The organism is Clostridium cellulovorans 743B, assembly GCF_000145275.1.
In the GTDB taxonomy this organism is placed as follows: Bacteria; Bacillota; Clostridia; order Clostridiales; family Clostridiaceae; genus Clostridium_K; species Clostridium_K cellulovorans.
In genome coordinates this window covers 3,296,196-3,319,309 of record NC_014393.1, presented here as the reverse complement: position 1 = coordinate 3,319,309, position 23,114 = coordinate 3,296,196, and the positions used below count along the sequence as shown (strand labels likewise).

General features: G+C 31.1%; 13 protein-coding genes and 4 tRNA genes. 13 read left to right on the top strand and 4 right to left on the bottom strand.

Annotation, left to right across the window (positions count from 1 at the left end; genetic code table 11):
• Positions 1–3 precede the first annotated feature (3 nt).
• From CLOCEL_RS13575 to CLOCEL_RS13545, 7 genes are all read left to right on the top strand, one after another.
• Positions 4–1,389, top strand: a complete 1,386-nt coding sequence (locus CLOCEL_RS13575) for a glycoside hydrolase family 16 protein (RefSeq protein ID WP_010076603.1) — start codon at positions 4–6, stop codon at positions 1,387–1,389.
• A gap of 26 nt (positions 1,390–1,415) precedes the next feature.
• Complete coding sequence (locus CLOCEL_RS13570) at positions 1,416–4,157, top strand: GH36-type glycosyl hydrolase domain-containing protein (RefSeq protein WP_010076602.1); 2,742 nt, start codon at positions 1,416–1,418, stop codon at positions 4,155–4,157.
• A 640-nt stretch (positions 4,158–4,797) separates the two neighbouring features.
• Entirely contained in the window at positions 4,798–9,843 is a 5,046-nt protein-coding gene (locus CLOCEL_RS13565; protein ID WP_013291788.1) for a SpaA isopeptide-forming pilin-related protein, read from the top strand.
• A gap of 273 nt (positions 9,844–10,116) precedes the next feature.
• Positions 10,117–10,191 (top strand) — tRNA-Gly (locus tag CLOCEL_RS13560).
• Between the two features lie 6 nt (positions 10,192–10,197).
• Positions 10,198–10,271: transfer RNA gene (locus CLOCEL_RS13555), tRNA-Gly, on the top strand.
• 40 nt (positions 10,272–10,311) lie between these two features.
• Positions 10,312–10,386, top strand: a tRNA-Gln gene (locus CLOCEL_RS13550).
• Between the two features lie 82 nt (positions 10,387–10,468).
• Positions 10,469–10,552, top strand: a tRNA-Leu gene (locus CLOCEL_RS13545).
• A 144-nt stretch (positions 10,553–10,696) separates the two neighbouring features.
• Here the strand turns inward: CLOCEL_RS13545 and CLOCEL_RS13540 are convergent.
• Together CLOCEL_RS13540 and CLOCEL_RS13535 are read right to left on the bottom strand one after the other, a co-directional pair.
• A complete protein-coding gene (locus CLOCEL_RS13540; protein WP_010076597.1) occupies positions 10,697–11,359 on the bottom strand; it encodes a response regulator in 663 nt (220 codons plus the stop codon).
• A 2-nt stretch (positions 11,360–11,361) separates the two neighbouring features.
• On the bottom strand, positions 11,362–11,943 hold the full coding sequence (locus CLOCEL_RS13535; RefSeq protein ID WP_010076596.1) for a sensor histidine kinase: 582 nt from the start codon (positions 11,941–11,943) through the stop codon (positions 11,362–11,364).
• A gap of 512 nt (positions 11,944–12,455) precedes the next feature.
• On the opposite strand from CLOCEL_RS13535, the gene CLOCEL_RS13530 reads away from it, so the two are divergent.
• Positions 12,456–13,034, top strand: a complete 579-nt coding sequence (locus CLOCEL_RS13530; protein WP_010076594.1) for a hypothetical protein — start codon at positions 12,456–12,458, stop codon at positions 13,032–13,034.
• An 86-nt stretch (positions 13,035–13,120) separates the two neighbouring features.
• Positions 13,121–13,966: a hypothetical protein gene (locus CLOCEL_RS13525; RefSeq protein WP_010076593.1), complete on the top strand. Its 846-nt coding sequence runs from the start codon at positions 13,121–13,123 to the stop codon at positions 13,964–13,966.
• A 284-nt stretch (positions 13,967–14,250) separates the two neighbouring features.
• Here CLOCEL_RS13525 and CLOCEL_RS13520 read toward each other — a convergent pair whose 3' ends face one another.
• Positions 14,251–15,192 carry an IS982 family transposase gene (locus CLOCEL_RS13520; RefSeq protein ID WP_010077629.1) on the bottom strand — a complete coding sequence of 314 codons (942 nt, stop codon included), beginning with the start codon at positions 15,190–15,192 and terminating at the stop codon, positions 14,251–14,253.
• A gap of 385 nt (positions 15,193–15,577) precedes the next feature.
• Here CLOCEL_RS13520 and CLOCEL_RS13515 point away from each other — a divergent pair, with 385 nt between their 5' ends.
• The 3 genes from CLOCEL_RS13515 to CLOCEL_RS22365 all read left to right on the top strand — a co-directional run bounded on the left by CLOCEL_RS13515 (position 15,578) and on the right by CLOCEL_RS22365 (position 17,367).
• Positions 15,578–15,832 (top strand): hypothetical protein, encoded by a 255-nt coding sequence (locus CLOCEL_RS13515; protein WP_010076592.1) that lies wholly within the window; start codon positions 15,578–15,580, stop codon positions 15,830–15,832.
• A 204-nt stretch (positions 15,833–16,036) separates the two neighbouring features.
• Positions 16,037–16,516: a transposase gene (locus CLOCEL_RS23550; protein WP_242655165.1), complete on the top strand. Its 480-nt coding sequence runs from the start codon at positions 16,037–16,039 to the stop codon at positions 16,514–16,516.
• Positions 16,459–17,367 (top strand): IS3 family transposase, encoded by a 909-nt coding sequence (locus tag CLOCEL_RS22365; RefSeq protein ID WP_242655276.1) that lies wholly within the window; start codon positions 16,459–16,461, stop codon positions 17,365–17,367. The genes CLOCEL_RS23550 and CLOCEL_RS22365 overlap by 58 nt, the downstream gene beginning before the upstream one ends.
• 115 nt (positions 17,368–17,482) lie before the next feature.
• Here the strand turns inward: CLOCEL_RS22365 and CLOCEL_RS13500 are convergent, their stop codons facing one another.
• Positions 17,483–21,079 carry a S8 family serine peptidase gene (locus CLOCEL_RS13500; RefSeq protein WP_010074521.1) on the bottom strand — a complete coding sequence of 1,199 codons (3,597 nt, stop codon included), beginning with the start codon at positions 21,077–21,079 and terminating at the stop codon, positions 17,483–17,485.
• 531 nt (positions 21,080–21,610) lie between these two features.
• Here CLOCEL_RS13500 and glpK point away from each other — a divergent pair.
• Positions 21,611–23,107: a glycerol kinase GlpK gene (gene glpK / locus CLOCEL_RS13495; protein ID WP_029169193.1), complete on the top strand. Its 1,497-nt coding sequence runs from the start codon at positions 21,611–21,613 to the stop codon at positions 23,105–23,107.
• Positions 23,108–23,114: the final 7 nt, after the last annotated feature.

Below are 23,114 nucleotides of genomic sequence, written 5' to 3'. Positions count from 1 at the left end.
ACTATGAAGAAAAAGAGCCGAATGTATTTTATAACTGGAGTAATCTCTTTTGTTATATTAATCATATGTATTGTGATTTACAAACAGTTTACAGATACTAAAGCATCAAAAAAACTCGAGACAAGCTTAGTAAATTCCATAAAAAATGATAGTTCGAACAAATTTACAGTTAATGTTGGCCATACGGAAGTTCTTAGTAAGGACTTCCTAAATAAAATCGAAGATGAGAAAAAAATCCTAATAATAAACGGTAAGGGATTGAGGTATGAAATTAATACTTCTGATCTAAAAGGGAAGGAAAAAGGTAATATGAGTATAATGACAAAAAAGTTAAGTGAAGCAGAAAATAAAAAAATTAGTACTTTGATATCAAAAAATTCGGAAAAAGAATACGAAATTTATGGATTTGTTATTGGCGATGAAAAACTAGAAGTTGGATATAAGATGCAAGCTACAATAGTAGTGGATAGTAAATGGTGCGGAGAGCTAGTTAATGTATACAGATATGATGAGGAGAGCAATCAATATAGTTTTGTAGATAGGATTAAGGTTGAAGAGGATGGAAATGCAACCTTAAATATATTTAGATATGGAAAGTATTTTTTAACATCACAAGATGCTCCAAGATATGATGAGAGCAACGTTAAACTTATTTATAATGAAGAATTTAATGAAGATGGCCTTCCAAATAAAGAAAGATGGAAATATGACCTTGGTGGATCAGGTTGGGGTAATGAAGAAAAACAAAATTATACTGATTCAAAAGAGAACGCAAAGGTTCAAGATGGCAAATTAATTATTACTGCAAAAAAAGAAAGATATGAATTTAATGATTATACTTCTGCAAGGCTTTTAAGTAAGGATTCATGGCTTTATGGTAGATTTGAAATTAAAGCAAAGCTTCCTAAAGGTGTTGGAACTTGGCCAGCTATATGGATGATGCCTAAGGATAGTGAATATGGATCATGGCCACAAAGCGGAGAAATGGACATAATGGAGCATGTTGGATTCGATCATGGGACAGTACATGCTACTATCCACTCTCAAAAGTATTATTGGAAAGCTAATACACAAAAAGCTGCACAAATTCAAGTGGATAATGTAGATAGTGAATTCCATGTGTATTCTATGGAATGGACACCTCATAAAATAGATTTCTTTGTAGATGGTAAAAAATACTTTACTACAGAGTTGGATTTAATAAAGGATAAAGAAGATGGTTGGAAAGCTTGGCCATACGATAAACCTTTCTATTTAATCTTAAATATTGCTGTAGGTGGAAGTTGGGGAGGACAAAAAGGAATTGATGACAGTATCTTCCCACAAACTATGGAAGTTGATTATGTAAAAGTTTATGACCTTGGTGTTGAGAAAGAAACGATGAATTAAATTATAATATAGATAGGAGTGGTAGCATGAATGAAAAATATAAGATACCTTCGTGGAGTTTTAAAGGGAATAAAGGAGAATTCATATTAGAAGATCCACATAAGACCAGTGGATTATATTTTCCTTTAGCAAATGAAGCAGGAATGATGAGTTCAATAACACCTTTATTAGCTGGAGATATAAAAACAAGTCAAAATACTTTTTTAATGCAACCTGTGTCTAGTCGTGATTTACATAATTCACTAGACTCAAGAAACTTTTGGCTGAATATTGATGAGAAATTTATATGGTCAGCAACAGGCAATTCTGCTTATCAAAAACTTATGGGTTTTAAAACAGAGAGTGAAGAAAAAGTGGAATTAGAGGCAGGTTATCTGTGGCATAAAGTAACGAGAGAAAATAAAGTTTTAGGAGTAAGTTCAGAAATAATTAACTTTGTACCAGTAAATCAGGACAAGGTTGAGTTAATGAAAGTAACTATAAAAAATATAGGAGACAAGAAGATAAAGTTTACTCCTACTGCTGCAGTACCTATCTACGGACGGTCAGCGGATAACATTAGAGATCACAGGCATGTTACTTCTTTGCTTCATAGAATATCTACAAATGAGTATGGTGTTGTGATTAATCCAACTTTAACTTTTGATGAGAGAGGTCACAAAGTAAATAATATTGTTTATTCAGTACAAGCAGTACAGGGAGACGGAACTAGTCCAATAGGATTCTGCCCAGTTGAAGAAGATTTTGTAGGTGAGGGCGGAAGTCTAGATTGGCCTGAAGCAATAGTAAATAATAAGATAAGTTTTTGTGGAAAATATAAAACTATTGATGGATTTGAAGCTATAGGGGCAATAAGATTTCAGGATTGCTCTTTAGAGCCTAGAGAATCTAATTCATATATAGTAATAATGGGCATTAATGATTCTGGACTTCCTATAGAAGAGTATGTATCAAGTTATGGCGAACTTTTGAAATTTGAAGATGAATTAGAAAAAAATAAATTGTATTGGGAAACAAAACTTTCCAGTTTAAGTTTTAAATCTTCAAGTAGGGATTTTGATATGTGGATGAAATGGGTGGAAGTTCAACCTATTATGAGAAGAATGTATGGATGTTCTTTTTTACCACACCATGACTATGGCAGAGGTGGTAGAGGTTGGAGAGACCTTTGGCAGGATTGTTTAGCATTATTGTTACTGGAACCTAAACAAGTTAGAGAATTATTATATAATAACTACGGTGGAGTTAGGTTTGATGGAAGTAACGCTACTATTATAGGTAGTAAACCTGGTGAATTTATTGCAGACAGAAATAATATTAGCAGAACATGGATGGATCATGGAGCGTGGCCATATTTAACTACAAAATTATATATAGACCGTAGCGGTGATTTAGAATTTTTACTTGAAAAACAAGCATATTTTAAGGATAAACAGTGCAGACGTTCAAGAGAAGTGGACACTAAATGGACTGATGAATATGGAAGAAAACAAAAAAATAATGATGGTTCGATTTATATGGGAAGTATAATTGAACATATGTTGCTTCAACAAATAACTGCTTTCTTTAATGTAGGTGAAAATAATAATATAAGGCTTGAAGGTGCTGATTGGAATGACGGCCTTGACATGGCAGTGGAAAAAGGTGAAAGTGTCACTTTTACGGCTTTCTATGGAAGTAACTTGATGGATTTAAGTAAACTGTTAAAAAGTATAAAAGAAAAATTAAAGATTGAAGAGATAGAAATAGCATTAGAGATGACTACTTTATTTGATACCTTAAGGGGAAGAATAGACTATGATTCTGTAACTGAAAAGAATAACTTATTGAATTCATATTTTGATTTGTGTATTCATAATGTCACTGGGGAAAAGGCTATGATAAGTATAGATGAGCTGTCAAGTGATTTAGAACGAAAAGCAAATTGGATAAAAGAACATATAAGAAAAAATGAATGGGTAAAAACCTCTGATGGCTTTGAATGGTTTAACGGCTACTACGATAATGATGGAAAGCCTTTGGAAGGTCAGTTTAAATCAGGTATTAGGATGACTCTAACTGGTCAAGTATTCCCGATAATGGGTGATATAGCTGATGAAGAACAAATAGAAAAAGTTATTCTATCTATTAATAAGTATTTAAAAGATCAAAAGGTTGGCGGCATAAGACTAAATAGTAACTTTAATGAAGTGAAACTAAACATGGGAAGATGCTTTGGGTTTGCTTATGGGCATAAAGAAAATGGTGCTATGTTCAGTCATATGACTATTATGTACATTAACGCATTGTACAAAAGAGGTTATGTAAAGGAAGGTTATGAAATTCTAAGTATGATTTATAAGCATTGTAGCGACTTTGAAAAAAGTAGAATTTTACCTGGCATACCTGAGTATATAAATGAAAGAGGAAGAGGCATGTATAATTACCTTACTGGAGCAGCTAGTTGGCTTTTACTTACAATGGTTAATGAAGTATACGGAATAAAAGGTAGCCTAGGGGATTTAAAGATTCAACCTAAATTGCTTATGGAACAATTTGATAATAATTATTTAGCATCTATTTTTACAACCTTTAGAGATAAGAAAATTAATATCGTATTTATAAACGAAAGAAAATTAGAATATGGCTCTTATAGAATTGGTAGAGCTACTTTAGATGGGAAAACCATTGAATTAAATCTAATTGAAGATTCTTTGGTTATTGATAAAACATATATAGATAAACTTCATATTGATGATAAACATGAATTGATTATTAATCTTGTATAATCTATATATGTCCAATTAATATGTTTAATACTATGGTGTTGACATAATATGGAACTTAACTTAAAGGCTTAGCTGTACAAATGAAAGCACTAGGTTTGTAGGCAGTGAAATCGATGTTGTCATCCAAATTAACCTCCGATTTGATTACTTTAATAAAGCGATCAAATTGGAGGTTTTATTTATGGAAGCTACGGTGGGAAATATGTTTCTAAGATAGGATAAGATTAAGGAAAGAAATAGATGTGGAATGAGAGTTGAAGTATGATGTAAAAATATCTATAGAGTTTTTATGCAATTTCAATAATGAAACTTATGAACTAAAAAGAGAATTTAAATATAGTTTTTTAGAAAAAAATCTTGATGCTAAAGTGAAAAAATGAGAAAAAGTTATATGAAATAATATGGATTAGAAGATATAAAAAGGGATTAGAGTTTAGAAAGTATGCTTATAAGTTTAAATAAAATTAACTTTAAGTTAAAGAAAAAAAGATTTGCGGCTTACAAAAAAGAAAACGAATACCATGAGACTTTTTGTTTGACACTGTTAGAAATTTTAAAATATACTAAATTAGTAACCTTGCAATTAGTGGTGTTGAGTTAAGTTTTATGCTAAAAAACAAAAGGAAAAAGGAGTGAACAAATGATAAAAAAGAAATTTTTAGCATCGACACTAGTGATAGTATTTCTAATGCAGATATTTATGAGTAATTTTAATTTAATATTTGTCAAAGCAACTGAAATATCAGATTTCTCATTTATTACTGGTGTCACAATAAAAGATACAAATGGTAACGAGTTAGGGGATAATGTTGGTAAGAGTGATGAAATTCATGCTACATATAGTTGGGAAATTCCAAACGACAAAAGTGTTAATGCTGGTGATATATACACTATGCAATTACCAAAGGAAATTCATATTGTAGCTGTTATTAATCAGCCAATCAATGATACAGAGGGTAATAAAATTGCAGATATGCGTATAGGTACAGACAACAAAGTAGTAATTACCTTTACCCAGTATGCAAGTGAAAACTCAAACGTTAGTGGATATTTCTTTGTTGATTGTCATTTTAAAGCTAGTGAGATATCAAATTTGAATCCTGTTCCCATTGTGTTTAATATTACAGGAATGGCAACACCTGTTGTTGTTGATGTAAATTTTGATCAACCAGATCCAACTGTTGAGAAGAATGGAACATATGATCCAGTAACTGATGATATCACTTGGAAGGTAACTGTCAATAAGGAAGGGGTAAAGGCTGATAACGTAAACTTTGAAGATATCATAGACTCTTCGCAAGAATTTATTGATAATTCTGTTGAAGTTGAAGGTATACCTATTTCTTATTTCTATGATAATAAAAGTGGTAAATTATCATGTGATCTAGGGAATATAACTTCCGAGCAAGTTATAACTTTTAAAACAAATGTGCATAATGATTTGGCTACAAAAGCGCAAGGTAATTACAACTATACAAACACTGCTAAAATAAACTATCAGGATAATGGAAGTTCTAAAGCTATAACCTCTAATACAAAGACTGTTCCAGTCACTGTCAAATATATTAGTAAAGTCGGTATATATGATGAAGCAACAAAGCAAATAGATTGGACAATTAAGGTTAATGAAACTGGTAGAACTATTGCAAATGCTAAAGTTATTGAAGATATTCCAGCAGGGTTAAAGGTTATCCCTGGAACTATAAAAGTTGGTGATTCAACTGCTGATACTACTGTAATTGATGGAGAATATTATTATAATTATATAGATAATACTAGTACAAGCAGACTTGAATATAGTTTAGGAAATATATCTGGAGTAAAGACTTTTACTTTTTCAACTGAAGTAAATGGAAACTTATACAATTCAAATAATCTAAAGGTTTTTAACAATATAGCATATATCGTTGGTGATGGTATTCCGGCAAATACATCTTCAAACTATGGAGTAGGCGTTCAATCAAATATTCTTCAGAAGGATGGAATAGGTTATGATGCTTCTACCGGTAGAATTACTTGGAGAATTACTGTTAATAAAAATAAGACTAATATACCAGCGGGAGCAGTTATTACAGATGATATTCCTAATGGACAAACTTATGTTGCTAATTCAGTAAAATTAGATGGCACTTTATTAGATGATAGTATATATACTGCCGCAACTACTGGTGATGTTACCAAAACAGGAACTTTAAGTTATACCTTTTCTAATAGTTTTTCTGATATTCATGTAATAGAATTTCAAACTCAGTTAATGAATGATAAACATTATAAAGCAAATTATAATGGTATATACAATAACAGTGCTAATATTACAGCTACAGCTGTTAATGAAAATGCCAGTGGAACGCAGTCTGTAAATAGTGAGATTATTAAGAAGACAAGCGTTGATTATAACTATGCCACAAGAGAAATTACTTGGAAGATAGTAGTGAATAAAAACGCTATGCCAATAACTAATGCTATAGTCAGTGATGAAATTCCAAGCGGACAAGAATATGTTGAGAATTCGGCAACTATAGATGACAATAGTAAAGGAACGTTTAATAGCGAAACAGATATAAAAGCAAATAATAAGATTGTTTATTATTTCACTGGTACAATTAATAAAACCTATACAGTAACGCTTAAAACTAGAATTACAGATTTGAGTATATTCAATTCTACTGGATATAAAAATCTATATAATATGGCTACTATTGCTGGAGATGAAATACCAAAAGATGGTGTGACATTTAGTACAGCTAGTAGAAGTATACAAAATTCTGTTGTTTCTAAGAAATCTAGTTATACAAACGGTAATGATTATATTGATTGGATTGTAGAATCAAATAATAATTATTCTATTGATTTATCAGGTGCAACTATAACAGATAATTTGCAAGATGGTCTTTCGTTAGATACAGATACAGTAGAACTATATACATTAACGGTCAATCCAAATGGAACTCTTACGGATAAGGCAAAAGTTCAATTGACAAAGGATAATGTATCTTATGATCCAGCTACAAGAAAGTTTGTATTTACATTCCCTAAAGATTCTGGAACAGGAGCGTATAGATTGAAGTTTAGAACTAATGTAACAAAAGTTGGTTCATATTCTAATTCTGTTCAGTTTAATGGTTTTACTACAAATCAAAATGCCTCATCTTCTTCTGTTGGAGTTTGGTTCTCAAGCGGTGGTGGAGGTGGTGTAGGAGCAACTGGAAGTATTACTGTAGTAAAGGTCGATAAGGATGATACTAGTAAGAAACTTTCAGGTGCGGTTTTTCAACTTCTAGATCAATATGGTAATGTAAAAGCTACTTCTTCACCAACAGGAAGTGACGGAACTGTCTTATTTAATAAGCTAAAATTTGATATAGATTACTATGTTAAAGAGTTAACAGCTCCAGTAGGCTACAATGTAAATAGCGATTTATATAAGTTTCAACTTCATAATGTTACAGATCAAAAAGATATAACATATGTTTTTCAAAATGAAAAGATAAAAGGTAATATTCAGCTTACTAAAGTAGATGATGATAATAAAGGACTTCCAGGTGCAGAATTCACCCTTTATGATGCTACAGACACTAGTTATACAAATCCATTGAATACAGCAATCAGTGATAGTAATGGCAGTGTACTATTCAATAATGTTCCATATGGAATATACGTGATTAAAGAAACAAAAGCAGCAGTAGGGTATAATATGTCATTACAAGTTCTCACAGTTAATATAACTGAAGATGGAAAAGTAGTACAAGCTAGTACTAGTCCAATTATAAATACAAAAATTAAAGGTAATATAGATTTCAATAAGACTTTAGAGAGTGGGTTGCCTCTAGCAAATGCGGAATTTACTCTTTATGATGCTTTAGATACTACATATTTACATCCATTAATGATTGCGGTTAGTGATAGTAATGGTATTGTAAGATTTAATAATGTTCCATATGGACAATATACAATTAAAGAAACTAAAGCACCAACAGGCTATGTTCTATCCTCAGAAATTCTTTCAGCAGAGATCTCTCAAGAAGGAAAAACTGTTAGAACAACTCCAGATACATTAGGGAACATTAAGATTAAAGGAAGTATAGAGTTTCTTAAAACTGGAGAAGATAAAACTGGAATTCAAGGCGTTGAATTTACTTTATATAATGCTACGGATATCAATTTTTTAAATCCATTAAAGAGCTTAATAAGTGATAGCAATGGTATTGTTAGATTTGAAAACGTAGAGTATGGAAACTACGTTATAAAAGAAACTAAGCCACTAGCAGGATATAATCCCATATCACAAATTATTACAGCAACAATAACTGAGGATGGAAAGACAGTTAAAGCAACTCCAGATACAGTTATTAATAACAAAATTAAAGGAAATATAAAACTTCTTAAAGTCGGAGAAGATAATAAAGGTATAGAAAATGCAGAATTTACACTTTATTCTGTTAAGGATACTTCATATACGACTCCTTTAATGGCCGCAGTTAGTGATGCTAATGGACTTGTAGAATTTAAAAATGTTTCATTTGGAAGCTATTTGATTAAAGAAACAAAGGCTCCAGTAGGATATAATTTATCAACACAAATTTGCACAGCTGAAATAAATGAAGAAGGAAAAACAATAGAAGCAAATCCAAATGTACTAGCTGATACAAAAATCAAAGGGAACATAGAACTTCTGAAAGTCAGAGCAGATAAACTTCCATTAAAAGGAGTAGAATTTACTTTATATGATGCAACAGATTTAAATTTCTTAAATCCTTTAATGGTTTCAGTTAGTGGTGACAATGGAATTGTTACATTTAATGATGTGCTATATGGAAACTATACAATAAAGGAAACTAAAACAATTACAGGATATACTTTATATACACAAACAATATCAGTAAGAATTGTTGAAGATGGAAAGACTGTTAAACCAAATCCTGACACGATAGTTGATATAAAAATTAAAGGTACAATAGCTATAAATAAAATCGATAATGATGGAAATGCTGTGGAAGGAGCAGAATTCGCTATTTATGATGCGACAGATACTAAGTATGAAAATCCATTGATGACAGCTGTTAGTGATACTAATGGAAAGTTAGTATTTAAGGATTTAGTGTATGGAAATTATGTAGCAAAAGAAATAAAAGCGCCATCTGGTTATCAAATATCAGAGGATATATTAGAGATATTGGTTAAGGATGATGGAGCTACTTATTTTAAAGAGGTAAGAAATGCTAAAATTTTAGTTTCTATCATAGTTAAAGCTGTTGATAAGGATGGCAAGAGTTTACCTAATACGGAATTTGTCATTTATGATAAGAATGGTAAACCTATTGGGAAAGTTGAGAGTGATGATGAGGGTGTAGTGAAGTTCGATAATGTTGGATATGGGGATTATACTATTAAACAAATAAAAGGTGATGATGGATACATAATAAGTGACCAAGTAATACCTATAAAGGTTGATAGTCCAGAAACACGAAATTTAATAGTAGAAAATCAAAAAGTGATACCACCAAGTAAAAATACTAATTCTAATGTTAAGGATAAAGCTATAACGGAAGAATCAACAAAAACAGATAAAGCTACAATTGAAGGCCTACCAAAAACAGGAACATATTTTGATTTTGCTAACCTATTGATGGTAGGAGTAATAAATATTCTTATTGGAACAATCTTCATAGTTAGAAGAAAAAATTAGACAGGGCTTTTGAAGTTTTTTATTAAAACTTATGTAGTTATAAAGTTTTAGAGAAACTGATGAAGGCTAAAAATGAAAAGAGAAAACAAAAAGAAGCGTAAGTAAATTTTGTATCATTCAAATATATTTACGCCTCTTTCCTTTTTTGATAAAAATTTTAGATAATGATAAAAAAGCAATAAAATTGGAGAAAAAACTATTGATTTTTGAAATCTATGCTGATATAATAAATATCGTAATAGCTGTTGTGTTTCATATACAACGGGTGCATATGCGGGAGTGGCTCAGTGGTAGAGCGTCACCTTGCCAAGGTGAACGTCGCGAGTTCGAATCTCGTCTTCCGCTCCATTTTATGCGGGTGTAGCTCAATGGTAGAGCCCTAGCCTTCCAAGCTAGTTACGTGGGTTCGATTCCCATCACCCGCTCCATTTTATGTCTAAAATCAAGCTTTTTGGCATAAGGTAATCTTGGGATATCGCCAAGCGGTAAGGCACCACACTTTGACTGTGGTATTCGTAGGTTCAAATCCTGCTATCCCAGCCATTTTTATTATTAAGCCTTGCAATTAAATTGCAGATAGGTTATAATGATTAAGCGAAAGTTTTAATAAAAAACTTTATAGTATGCAGGTGTGGCGGAATTGGCAGACGCACTAGACTTAGGATCTAGCGCCTTCGGCGTGCAGGTTCAACTCCTGTCACCTGCACCAAAAAGAGATGATATATATCATCTCTTTTTTATATGAAATTATAAAATTTGAAATCTTAGGAGAACTTGTAGTAAGATTATTATTATTTAAACACGTCTATAACAGTTGTTTTGCAAGAATAAGTTCATTAGTTCTCTATTAAAACTAGTCTATGCCAGCTTGATTAATGAATACTGCTAATTCAGTCCTACTGTTTAACTCTAGTTTTCCAAGAATTCTTGTAACATAATTCTTTACAGTTCCTTCTGTTAAAAAGAGAGATCTACAAATATCTTTATTACTTTTACCTTGAGCAACTAGCTTTGCAACATCTATTTCTCTTGGTGTAAGTGAATTTAACTTATTATTTATATTATCAAATTCATTGGAATTTTTGCTTTCATTAGTAATTGAGTTAAAGGCTTTAACTACTTTTACCGTTACTTCTGGATCAAGTAGCATTGCCCCATTGTAAACTGATCTTATTGCATTGATTATAAATTCAGAGCCAACATCCTTTAGAAGATAACCATCCGCTCCATTTTTAATTGCTTTAAATATATATTCATCTTCATTAAAGGTTGTTAGTATTATTACTTTTGTATGTATATATCTTTCTTTAATGATTTTAGTTGCTTCCACACCATCGATTATAGGCATTCTAACATCCATAAGAATCACATCAGCCATAAAATTTTGTAAAAGATTAATTAGTTCTTCACCATTCTCTGCTTCTCCAATTACGTTAATTTCATCATATAAGCTTAAGATCATCTTTATTCCTTCTCTTACTATTTTCTGATCATCGGCTATTATAACATTTATCATCTTCATAGTTCCTCCATTGATATTGGAATGGATATATCTAGTTTAAAGCCAAAGTTAGCATTGCTAAAGTAGTTCACTGATCCATTCAGTGAAGTAATTCTGTTTTCAATTCCAAGTAATCCATTTGATTTTATGATTTTGTTACATCCAATTCCATTGTCAGTTAAAATAAGATTTATACTATTATTCTTTAGTGAAATATCTATATTGATTTTCGTTGATTTTCCATGCTTTATGCTATTGGTGATAAATTCCTTAATAGTTTTATACATAGAGTTTTTGATAATGAGACTTAAATTATCTAGATGTCTATTTGTCCTATAATTAATTTCTATATTATTAAGCATATGAAAATTATCGATTATATTTTTTATAGAATCATTAAAAGATTTTATTTCTTCTTCTTTAATTATATTAACAGCTTCTCTAAGGTTACTCATACTAGATTTTGCAATATGTTCAGACTTGATTAATACTTGTTTTACCTTTTCAGGGTTTGTATCACAAATCTTTCTTGCAAATTCTAGATGCATAATAAGAGCTACAAGGGTGTGTCCTACTGAATCATGAAGCTCTTGAGCCATAGAAGTTCTCTCTTTAGAAGCAGTTAATTTTTCTACTTGTAAAGTATATTGTTGAAGTTTTATATTTGCAATCTGAAGTTTAGCATTTAATTCTTTTATCTCTTCTTTTTCGGTTCGAATTTTTTTTTCTGAATATAGCGTATAGGCTATTGCAAAATAACTTAAGCTGTTAGCGGAGTTTTTAAAGAAGACTTCATAACCTCTTAATAAACAATAGATTCACTACAATAGCTACTAGAAAGAGACTATTTTCAAAAAAAGTTGAGATAGTCTCTTTTAAACTTATTGTTAAGAGAAGTTATTAAAATTTTCAGAAATTTTAAAGAAAATTAAAACAGGAAGTATTATAGAATGTATAAAATAATGGTTACAATTTACACACAAAACGTCATTGATGATAAAGAAACAGCAAAAGTATTTTTTAATTTACTAGAAAAAACAACTTATGTCCTGAAAAAATTGGATTATATGAGCCAATAAGAATTAATTATGATTTTAATACAGCAGTAGAAATGTGGACATATACTGAAGAACGTCAAGGAATAAATAAAGCTAAAGGTTGTTACGGAAGTGTTATTGGAAAAATAAATAAGTCGAGTTTTCTTTTTAGTGTTGATTGGTGGGATTATCGGATAAAAAAGAGATTAAGCACTATACAATTTTATATTTCAATAAAATTGTATAAAAAATTCAAAAAAGAAATAGACTTGTTATTTAGAGAATTGATATTACTCGTTGATGGTATATATGGATATATTACAGATAAGGGAGCACAAGCAAGGCAACATGTCGTAGGAACACTGGAAACTAGAATTCCAGGAGTGTTTTGGTGCAATTATTTTGGAAAGTTGTATGTCGATTTTTTTACTGAAGAAAAAGTTCTTTCATATAATTGGTTAAGTACTGAAAAGTTATCAAATGTAGGTATAATAACATATTTATCTGATGAACCATATGGTGACATAGTACTTAACGAAAATTTAGAAAATAGTGCAAAGGAACATTTGGGAAGTGATTCTTTTGGAGATGTGAAAGATGAAAAAGATGATATTTTTTATAGACAGATTAAAAACGTTCCCAAAATAGATTAGAGCTAAGAGAGGTTTTATCTTTTTAGTTTTGTTTTAAATGTTATCATAAAAACTTATTGCTTTTAATGGAAACAAGGAGGAGTAATATGGGAGCATGGGGTGTAAAATTATATTCGTCTGATATAGCAGTAGACGTAAAAAGTGAATATATAGATCAATTAAGAAGAGGTAAAACCAATGAAGAAATAACGAATAATCTAATTGAAGAAAATATAGATATAATATCTGATGAAGAAGAAGGACCTGAGTTTTGGTTTGCTCTTGCAGATACTCAATGGAATTATGGTAGACTATTGCCTGCTGTGAAGGAAAATGCATTAAAATGGCTTAATCAGGAAGGGCACCTAGAGATATGGAAAGAATCAAGTATGAAGAACTATAACGCAAGAATCGTGGTGTTAAATGAATTAAAAATAAAATTACTTTCACCAATGCCACAAGAAAAGAAAATCTCAAGATATAATTTATATAAATGTCAATGGAAAATAGGAGATGTTTTTGCTTATAAATTTACTGGTGAATATAGTTGTGATAAAGGGTTTAATAAAAAATACGTCCTTTTTAGAAAAATAGGAGAGGATATTTATCCACCAGGCCATACTATGCCAATAGTACATGTTTATAAGTGGATAGGAGATACGGTTCCAGATATAAGTATTGTTAACAAACTTACAATTATACCTCAATTTTATGAACCTGTTGCATATAAAGATTTAAAAACTGATAAAATTTTATATAAACTCCTTTTAATGAGTACTTCTAAAAGGATAATACCAAGTAAAAATATTACTCATTTAGGAAACATTCAAGATGATGAAATAAATTCTAAAGCGATAAATGAGAGGAATGAAAAACATCTATGTTCATGGAAATACTTTGAACAGTATATAATTGAAAATTATCTTAAATGGGAAAATATCGATATCTTATAATTAATCTATTAGGATATACATATTTCAATTAATTATATATGAAAACAAGTAAATGATGTTGCAAATGATAATGAATATTGAGATTATTTAAAGGAAGAAAGCCAAGAACTTTATGAAAGTAGACATAAGCTGTTAGAGGAGTTCTTAAAGAAGATTTCGTAATTCTTTAGCAGAGAATTAATTTAACCTGTTGTGCTAGCAGATAAGTTTTCATTAAAAGGATATTTATACCATGATTTTAGGCAGTCCTATCCTATTGTCTCATATACTGTTTTTGGAAATTATTATCCGAATACTAATTCTTTAATCTTTGATATTTCTATACCTATATTAAAAAATTTATTTATAAAATAGCAAAGATTATGAGCTAATATTTTATTTGATATTCTTGTGGCAAATCCCCAAGTTGATTTTGTAAGAACCCTCTGCATATTTAATTGCTCGGAGAGCTGAGAAAAAGTAGTTTCTACTCTACGACGAGCCTTGAATATCAACTGCCTAAAAGGTTTTAAAAGTTTAGTTTTACTATTGTTACGATTTATTGTTAAAAGACGAATGTACCTTGTTTCTTTTAATTGCGAAGCAACTTTTTGACCTATATATCCTTTATCACCTATTAGTATATCAATCTCTGAATTAGCTGTGAGTTCCCAGACGACATCTCTGTCATCAATATTTGCTGCTGTTACAGTAAAATCTGTGATATAGCCATCGAGGGCTACTAAAGCATGTAATTTGAATCCATAATATGTTTCTTTTTTCGAAGCGCATCGCCCGTAGGCAGCCTCCGGCTTAAAAGCTTTATGGAAATGAGCTCTCCCAAACTTACACACAGGAATTGGCATACTATCTGCAATTCTCATTCGGTCATATTGATAGTTAAGAAATTTCGTTAACTCTTTACGAATTTCATCAATGACTCGAAATAATGACTTTCTAACTCTATGAAACCTCGGCCTACTACAAAAGTTGGGAAATAAGTCTCGTAGGTTTTTAGAGCAAAATCCAAACCATGCTTTTTCAGAGTCAATGGTTAAGAGTTCACCTACTAAAGAAATCGTAATTATTTCGCTATCAGTCATTACTGATTTAGCGATGTTACGACGATTTTTAATAAATGTTGGAGTTACTTTTTGGTAAAAGTCATCAATTATAACATAAGTGACAACAATAAAATCTTTTAAGTCATTTATTGTTATGGTAGAATCTTTATTAAACTCTGGCATATAGGTTAGCCTCCTATCATTAGATTAGTGGTGTTTTTTAATGATAGGTTAGCAAATATGCTGGAGTTTTTCTATTTGTAAGTATTGCCAGCGTATTTAACTAGCACAACGGGTTAATTTATCATACATGGACATTAAAAAGAGACTATTTTCAGAAAAAGTTGAGATAGTCTCTTTTAAAATATTGTAAAGTAATTACTTTAAATTATTCTAAAAAACTGACACTTCTTCTGGGTGTAAAAGAAGAAATTCATGAGAATTTAAAATGAAACAAATATAAAAAGTTAGGAACAAGGATAGATAAACAGAGATGATATAAAGATTAGAGAAACTACATTATATAAGGTTACAAAATATAACTTAGCAAAGAATTCAGGTGATTTAAATGAAAGAAAAGGTATGGATTAATATATCAGAAAAGTATAAGAACATATTAGAACCTTGGTCAAACTTTTACTGTTATGATTCAGAAGACATTAATCTTGGGAAAGTAGGAGCATATAATTTGTTTACAGATTCGAAAGAATATAGTGATTTAATAGAATTTATGAATGAAAGCAATATTGAGTATAACATTTTTGGGAGAGTATATAGATTTACGAAAAATGAGATAGAAACATCGGAAATCTTATGGTTTTGAACTGATGATTATGCAAAAGACTCGGAGATACCTGATGAAGAATTTAAAATATGTCCTAAGTGCAAAAAGATAACTCCTCATATTACGAGAAATAAAATTTAGGAGGTGCGGACAAAAATTTGGACTGCCTTAGAGCTCTGAAAGGAACTTCTAAAAGATGTATTCTAAAGAAAAAGTTAATATCGCATTGAAACTATATCATCAATGCGGCTCTGTAACGAAAACAATTCAAACATTAGGGTATCTACTAGAAAAGCCTTATACAACTGGATTTATGATGAGTGTAAGCCTCAAAAACAAAGAAAGATACTTGAGATCATTAATACTAAAATGCATCCACGCAATCCGCCTGTTGAAGTGAAAATGAATGCATTACATCGTTGCTTTGAATTGGGAGAAAGTATAAAATCAGTATCAGAGGATATTGGTTATACAAGGGCTAGCATTTATGCCTGGCGAAAAAAGTATCTCCAGAAAAGTGCGATTGCATTAATGAATGATAAAAATATCCAACCAGATACTTTAGAAGAAAGTTCAGTTGCATACAACGTTGAGGTTGAAGCATTAAAGGATCAAATGCTTCAAATGCAGCTTGAAATAGATATTTTAAAAGAAACAATAAATGTATTAAAAAAGACCCAGGCGTCGACCAGACAGCTCTCAAAAATCGGGAGAAGGCAGTGATAGTCGATGCCCTGAAAAATAAATACTCACTGCCACTATTGTTGGAAAAATTAGATCTTGCAAAGAGTTGTTATTATTATCAAGAGAAGGTTTTATCCAAGCCAGATAAATATGCTCAGTTACGTAAACACATAAAGGAAATGTTCAAAGAAACCAAAGGGCGCTATTGTTACCGTCGTATTTATAGGCTGTTAGCCAAAGACGGTTATACAGTTTTAGAAAAAGTTGTCAGACGAATAATGAAACAAGAAAATCTGGTAGTAAAAATTCGAAAGAACCGAAAATACAACTCTTATAAAGGAGAAATATCACAAGCTGTTTCAAATATTATAGAAAGAAATTTTCGTGCACATAAACCCAATCAAAAATGGCTTACTGACATAACAGAGTTTGCTATTCCTGCCGGAAAAGTATATCTGTCTCCGATCGTTGATTGCTTTGATGGTCTATTGCCATGTTGGACAATCAGCACTTGTCCAGATTCAAACTTGGTAAACTCTATGCTCGATAGTGCCATTGCTCTATTAAACGATAATGAGTATCCAATAGTTCATTCTCATAGGGGCTGCCATTACAGATGGCCTGGTTGGATTAAAAGAATGGATAAAGCAAGATTTACGAGATCAATGTCAAAGAAAGGATGTTCTCCGGATAATTCTGCTTGCGAAGGTTTATTTGGACGATTGAAAAACGAAATGTTCTATAATCAAGATTGGTCAGGTGTAAGCATTGAGGAATTCATAGATACACTTAATGTTTATCTTGTAGGGTATAATGAAAGACGGATAAAAATATTATTGGGAAATATGAGCCCTAAGGAGTACAGACAGAGCCTTAGATTTCCAGCTTAGCTGGTCCAAGAAAATGTCCGCACCCCCCACTCAAAAAAGTAAGTGGATTTATACGACCGTATAAATCCACTTACTTAATTTAAATATAACTTATTTTATTGTATGCATACTATTTCTATTGAATATCTACGGATATGAGTGGTCCGGAGTTTACTATTCCTCTTCCATCAGTAAACCTAAGGAGCAATAAGTGAGAACCTTTTGGTATGTTACTTACATCTAAACTTTCATTAAAACCTGAATTCAAGTTTTTATAGTCTTTATAAATATTATAGATATCAGGTCTACTTACATTATATTGGACCTCATAACATTGATCTCCAATAAGTGCTTCTACTTTTGTTATCCCGAACTTACTTAATACCCATCCACGTATGTTTAAAGATCCATTTGTAATCTTTTCAAAATAGGTTGGAGTTTCTAGATTGTATTGTAGTGTACTATCCATGCCAAATCCATGTATTTGTGACACTGATACTCGTCCATCTCTATTAGTAGCTCTTATCTTCAAATGATGATATCCATAATCAAGCTTACTTATATCTACGGTTCCTTTAAAACCAGCACTTTGATTATTATAACTTTTATAAGCATTATATACATCTGGTCTGCTAATACCATAAGTTAGAGGATATGGTATATCATCTATTAACACTTCAAGTTTAGTTATTCCAGACTTACTTAATGCCCAACCACTAATATTTAATGTGTTTCCTGTCACCGATTGTGTATCCTTTGGAGTATCTATTCCAAATATAGCGGTATCTTTAATTTCAACTTCAAGTTCATTTACTTGTTCTTGTGTCCAGACACGTCCTAACTTATCAGTAATTCTCAATTTTAATTTTATAGTACCATATGGTAACTTGCTAATATCTATGTCTGCACTAAATCCAGCATTCTTGTTGTTGAATTTTGGGAATGCATTGTAAACATCAGACCTACTAATTCCATAATTTAAAGTCTTAGCAGTATCATTTACTAACATTTCAACTTTTGCTACTCCTGAATCACTTAGTGCCCATCCGCTTACTTGAAGCTTATTTCCATAAACAAGTTGTTTTGCTTTAGGAGTATCTAGGCAGTATAAAGCATTTTGTACTCTAAAACTTCTGCCATTATCAATTGTTACTCTTCCACCTACTTCAGTAATCCTAATATATAATGGATAGTTTCCTATAGGAAGTTTACTAGCATCTATTGTACCACTAAACCCTGCTTTTGAATTGTTGTAATCTTTAAAGGCATTATATACGTCTGGTCTGTTAGAACCATAACTAAGAGTATATGCTTTATCATAAATTACTGCCTCAACTTTTATGATACCAGCTTTACTTATAGCCCATCCGGCTATATTAATGTATTTTCCTGTGATTATATCATTGGATTTTAAAGTATCAAGATTAGATTTTAAAGTTCCACTAATATTAAATTGTATTTGTTGTAAAATTTCGATTCTACCGCCTACATAAGTAAGTCGTACCTGCAGCGTATGGGAGCCATAACCGTATTTGGCTATGTTTATATATGAACTAAAACCTGCATTTTTATTATTATATCCTTTGAAGGCATTATATACGTCTGGTCTTGATAATCCATATTTCAGTGCCACAGGATTATCATTATCTATTATTGCTTCTATTTTAGCTATACTAGCGTTACTTAGAGCCCAACCTGCTATCAACAATGAATTACCACTTACAGTCATTTCCGATTTTGTAGTATCTAAGCTGTACTTTAGTGTATCAATAGTAGTAAATGTAATGGCATTTGAAAAAGAGATAACTCCTCTACTATCTGTAAACATTAATTTTAAACTATGGGTTCCGTAAGGTATATCACTTATATTTAATGAACTGCTAAAACCTGACTCTTTATCATTATAATCCTTAAAGGCATTATATACATCTGGTCTACTAAGGCCATATTGCAGTTCAAAGCCTTGATTATCTACTATTGCTTCTACTTTAGTAATACCAAGTTTACTTAAAGCCCACCCGCTGATATCTAAGGTGTTTCCAGTGATAACTTTTCCTTGAGATATACTATCAATTGAGTATTTTAAGGTTTGATCCTTTGGAATTGAAGGATCATTTATTGATAAGTATTGTATATTTAAAGAGCAATTACTTGGCTCTAAATTTGGAGTATATAGTTCTAAATAGAAATTTCTATTGCTATAATAGTTCGATATATAATATTCAGATTTACCATCGACTTTTAAAATCCTATCTGGATAATAGAAGTTGTCCGAAAATATATTAGCATATATATTCTTTTGTGGAGTAGTGATTGTAATCTTTGCTACAGTATCCTCTGGGATATCTAGCCTATACCAATCAACATCAGAGTGAGGATTTAATTCAACGTAAGGAAATGCTGTAGAGTTATATACTCTTTCTGCATTATCAATAGTATTATTATCTCTACTCTCTATTCTGTTAAAGGAGTAATTGGAATATTCTCCAGTAAATATTTTTTTCAAATCCAAGATTCCATTCCCGTAAAGTAATGCTTCATCAGTATAAAATCCTATACCAATTGATGTTTCTTTAATCTTACTTAAAATATCTTTTACAGTTAATTGTGGTTGTTTGCTCAATAATAGAGAAACTTCTCCGGAAACTATTGCCGTTGATGCTGAGGTTCCTGAATAAGTCATATATTTTAAAGCATTTATAGATTGTGGAACAGTTGAATATATTTTTGAACCAGGTGCTACTAAATCGAGTTCTTGTCCAAAATTTGAAAAATAACACCATTGAGTAGATTCATTTATTGCTCCAACTGCTATAACATTATCGTAAGCAGCAGGATAAGTTATGCCTTGTAAACCATAGTTACCTGATGATGCGATAATAATGCAACCTTTTGAAACAGCATAATTAACAGCTTCCTTTAATATAGCATCATCTTTTGATGTTCCTAAGCTTAGATTTAAAATTTTTGCACCATTGTCGGCTGCCCATTTTATACCTTTTGATATAGTAGTTGTATCACCATATCCGTCCTTATTAAGTACCTTAACTGACAATAATTTTGAATCATATGCAATTCCAGAGATACCTATATTATTTGCTCTATCTGCAGCAATAATACCAGCTACAAAGGTTCCGTGGCCATTGTTGTCTAAATATGAGCCTGTACCAGTGAAGTCTTGTCCACCTACTACTTTACCAACTAAATCTTCGTGGTTTGAATCTATACCTGTATCAAGAACTGCTATTTTGATACCTTTTCCAGTACTTTGAGACCATAGTTCTGGAATTTGAAGTCTTTCCAAATACCATTGATTATCGTTGACCCCAGTAATTGACGTCATGGCGTGAACTGTATTATTTGCAGATGTATTGTCTATGTCAAATTTCTCGTATTTATAGTTTGGTTGAATACTTTCTACATTTGGGTCATTTTGCAATTCATTTATACGTTGCTCTAATTGGTCTTTGTTATCAACCTTTATTTTCTCAATTTTTGACTCAGTATTTCTAGAGATTCCAAAATAGCTGAATATTTTTGAATTACTTTGATTGTTTTTATATTTCACAACAATTTCATTTTGGATAATGGTATCTTTATCAGCATTGAAATTCTCGATATTAACCTTTTTTTCAACAGAATCCCCTGCTAAAACTGATTGTGGATGTATAAGACTAAATAAACTAATTAGAAAAAAAACACTAACTATTACCCCGAATAATCTTTTTCTCAAAATATTTCTACCTCCTAATGTATTTCACTGATTGTTTAAAGTATTGTAAACTGAACACTATATTTTGATACCTAAATCCCTCCCTAGTTTAATGAGGTTATAAAATTAAAATCTAATTTAGTAACTCATAATTGACGTTAATGTATGTATATATTGTTAATAAAACATAAATATACTATTAATATTTTATAGCATATCTACATCTAAGTATAGTATCAAAAACAAATTACTTATAGAAGAGAAGGTTTTATAAGATAATAATATTATTATTAAAGTTCCAGTATGAAAATCCAAAGTTTTTGATTAGAGACTCTAGCATATTTAAGGAAAAGAGGTAGTAAGGTAGGTAATCAAAGCTATATGTTTGACAGCATAATATAAATATGAAATAATCAAATATGCAAAATCGATTATGAAAATATAAAGCCATATAAAACAAAAGTTTCTTAGTAGAAATATGACTAAGTGATATGTTTTATGTGGCTGTACTAATGTATATTATTATTTTTATTGATAGGGAGATTTGATATGGTGAAAAAATATGTGATAGCACTAGATCAAGGAACAACAAGTTCACGAGCAATTGTTTTTGATAAAGAACAGAATATATTAGGGATAAGTCAAAAGGAATTCACTCAAATATACCCTAAGGAAGGTTGGGTAGAGCATAATCCTTTAGAGATATGGGCAAGTCAGTATGGTGTAATGCAAGAAGTTATTGCGAAGACTAATATAGATCCAGAAGAAATTGCGGCTCTAGGAATAACAAATCAAAGAGAGACTACTATTGTTTGGGATAAGGAAACTGGAGAGCCAGTTTATAATGCCATAGTATGGCAATGTAGAAGAACAGCTGCTTTAATTGAAGAGTTAAAATTGGATACAGAGTTTGCAGATTACATAAAGAAAAATACGGGATTACTTTTAGATGCGTATTTTTCTGCAACAAAGATTAGATGGATTTTAGATAACGTAGAAGGTGCAAGAGAAAAAGCTGACAATGGAAAGTTACTATTTGGAACAGTTGATACTTGGCTTGTATGGAAACTTACTAAAGGAAAAGTACATATAACTGATTATACAAATGCATCAAGAACAATGCTTTATAACATAAAGAACTTAAAGTGGGACGATAATATTTTAGAAAAGCTCAGAATTCCAAAGTCAATGTTACCAGAAGTTAGGAATTCTTCAGAGATATATGGTTACATAAATTTAGGCGGAATCGGTGAAACTAGAATTCCTATAGCAGGAATAGCAGGAGATCAACAAGCTGCACTTTTTGGGCAAGCGTGTTTTGAAAAAGGTTGTGCTAAGAATACTTATGGTACAGGATGTTTTTTACTTATGAACATCGGAGATAAGATAGTTCAAAGTAAGCATGGTTTAATCACTACAATTGCAATTGGGTTAGATAATAAAATTGAATATGCTTTGGAAGGTTCAGTATTTGTTGGAGGAGCAATCGTTCAATGGCTTAGAGATGAACTAAACTTAGTTAGCAGTGCAGAAGACACAGAATATTTTGCAAGTAAAGTAAAAGACAATGGAGGAGTATATATAGTACCAGCTTTTACTGGTCTTGGGGCTCCATACTGGGATATGTATGCTAGGGGATGTATTTTCGGGTTAACAAGAGGTTCTAATAAAAATCACATAGTACGAGCCGCCTTAGAATCTATAGCATATCAAACAAAAGATTTATTAGTAGCAATGGAAGAAGATGCTGGCTTTAAAATTAAGAATTTAAGGGTTGATGGTGGAGCAAGTAGGAATAATTTCCTTATGCAATTTCAATCAGATATAACAGGTGTAGAAGTTTTAAGGCCTATTATAACAGAAACCACTGCACTAGGAGCAGCATATTTGGCAGGCCTTGCAGTTGGATTTTGGAAGTCTAAAGAAGAAATCGCAAAGAATTGGACTGTAAGTGAAAAATATAATCCTAAATTTGATGAAGAGGAGAAAAATAAACTTTATAAAAGATGGAAAAAGGCTGTGAAAAGATCTGAACAATGGGAAGATTAAAATTTAG

Bases quoted from the DNA above. Each gene is read 5' to 3' on its own strand.
- CLOCEL_RS13570 (WP_010076602.1), top strand. From the start codon at position 1,416: ATGAATGAAAAATATAAGATACCTTCGTGGAGTTTTAAAGGGAATAAA.
- CLOCEL_RS13525 (WP_010076593.1), top strand. From the start codon at position 13,121: ATGGGAGCATGGGGTGTAAAATTATATTCGTCTGATATAGCAGTAGAC.
- CLOCEL_RS13515 (WP_010076592.1), top strand. From the start codon at position 15,578: ATGAAAGAAAAGGTATGGATTAATATATCAGAAAAGTATAAGAACATA.
- CLOCEL_RS13575 (WP_010076603.1), top strand. From the start codon at position 4: ATGAAGAAAAAGAGCCGAATGTATTTTATAACTGGAGTAATCTCTTTT.
- CLOCEL_RS13535 (WP_010076596.1), bottom strand. From the start codon at position 11,943: ATGGCTCAAGAGCTTCATGATTCAGTAGGACACACCCTTGTAGCTCTT.
- CLOCEL_RS23550 (WP_242655165.1), top strand. From the start codon at position 16,037: ATGCGGCTCTGTAACGAAAACAATTCAAACATTAGGGTATCTACTAGA.
- CLOCEL_RS13540 (WP_010076597.1), bottom strand. From the start codon at position 11,359: ATGATAAATGTTATAATAGCCGATGATCAGAAAATAGTAAGAGAAGGA.
- CLOCEL_RS13530 (WP_010076594.1), top strand. From the start codon at position 12,456: ATGTGGACATATACTGAAGAACGTCAAGGAATAAATAAAGCTAAAGGT.
- CLOCEL_RS13565 (WP_013291788.1), top strand. From the start codon at position 4,798: ATGATAAAAAAGAAATTTTTAGCATCGACACTAGTGATAGTATTTCTA.
- CLOCEL_RS13520 (WP_010077629.1), bottom strand. From the start codon at position 15,192: ATGCCAGAGTTTAATAAAGATTCTACCATAACAATAAATGACTTAAAA.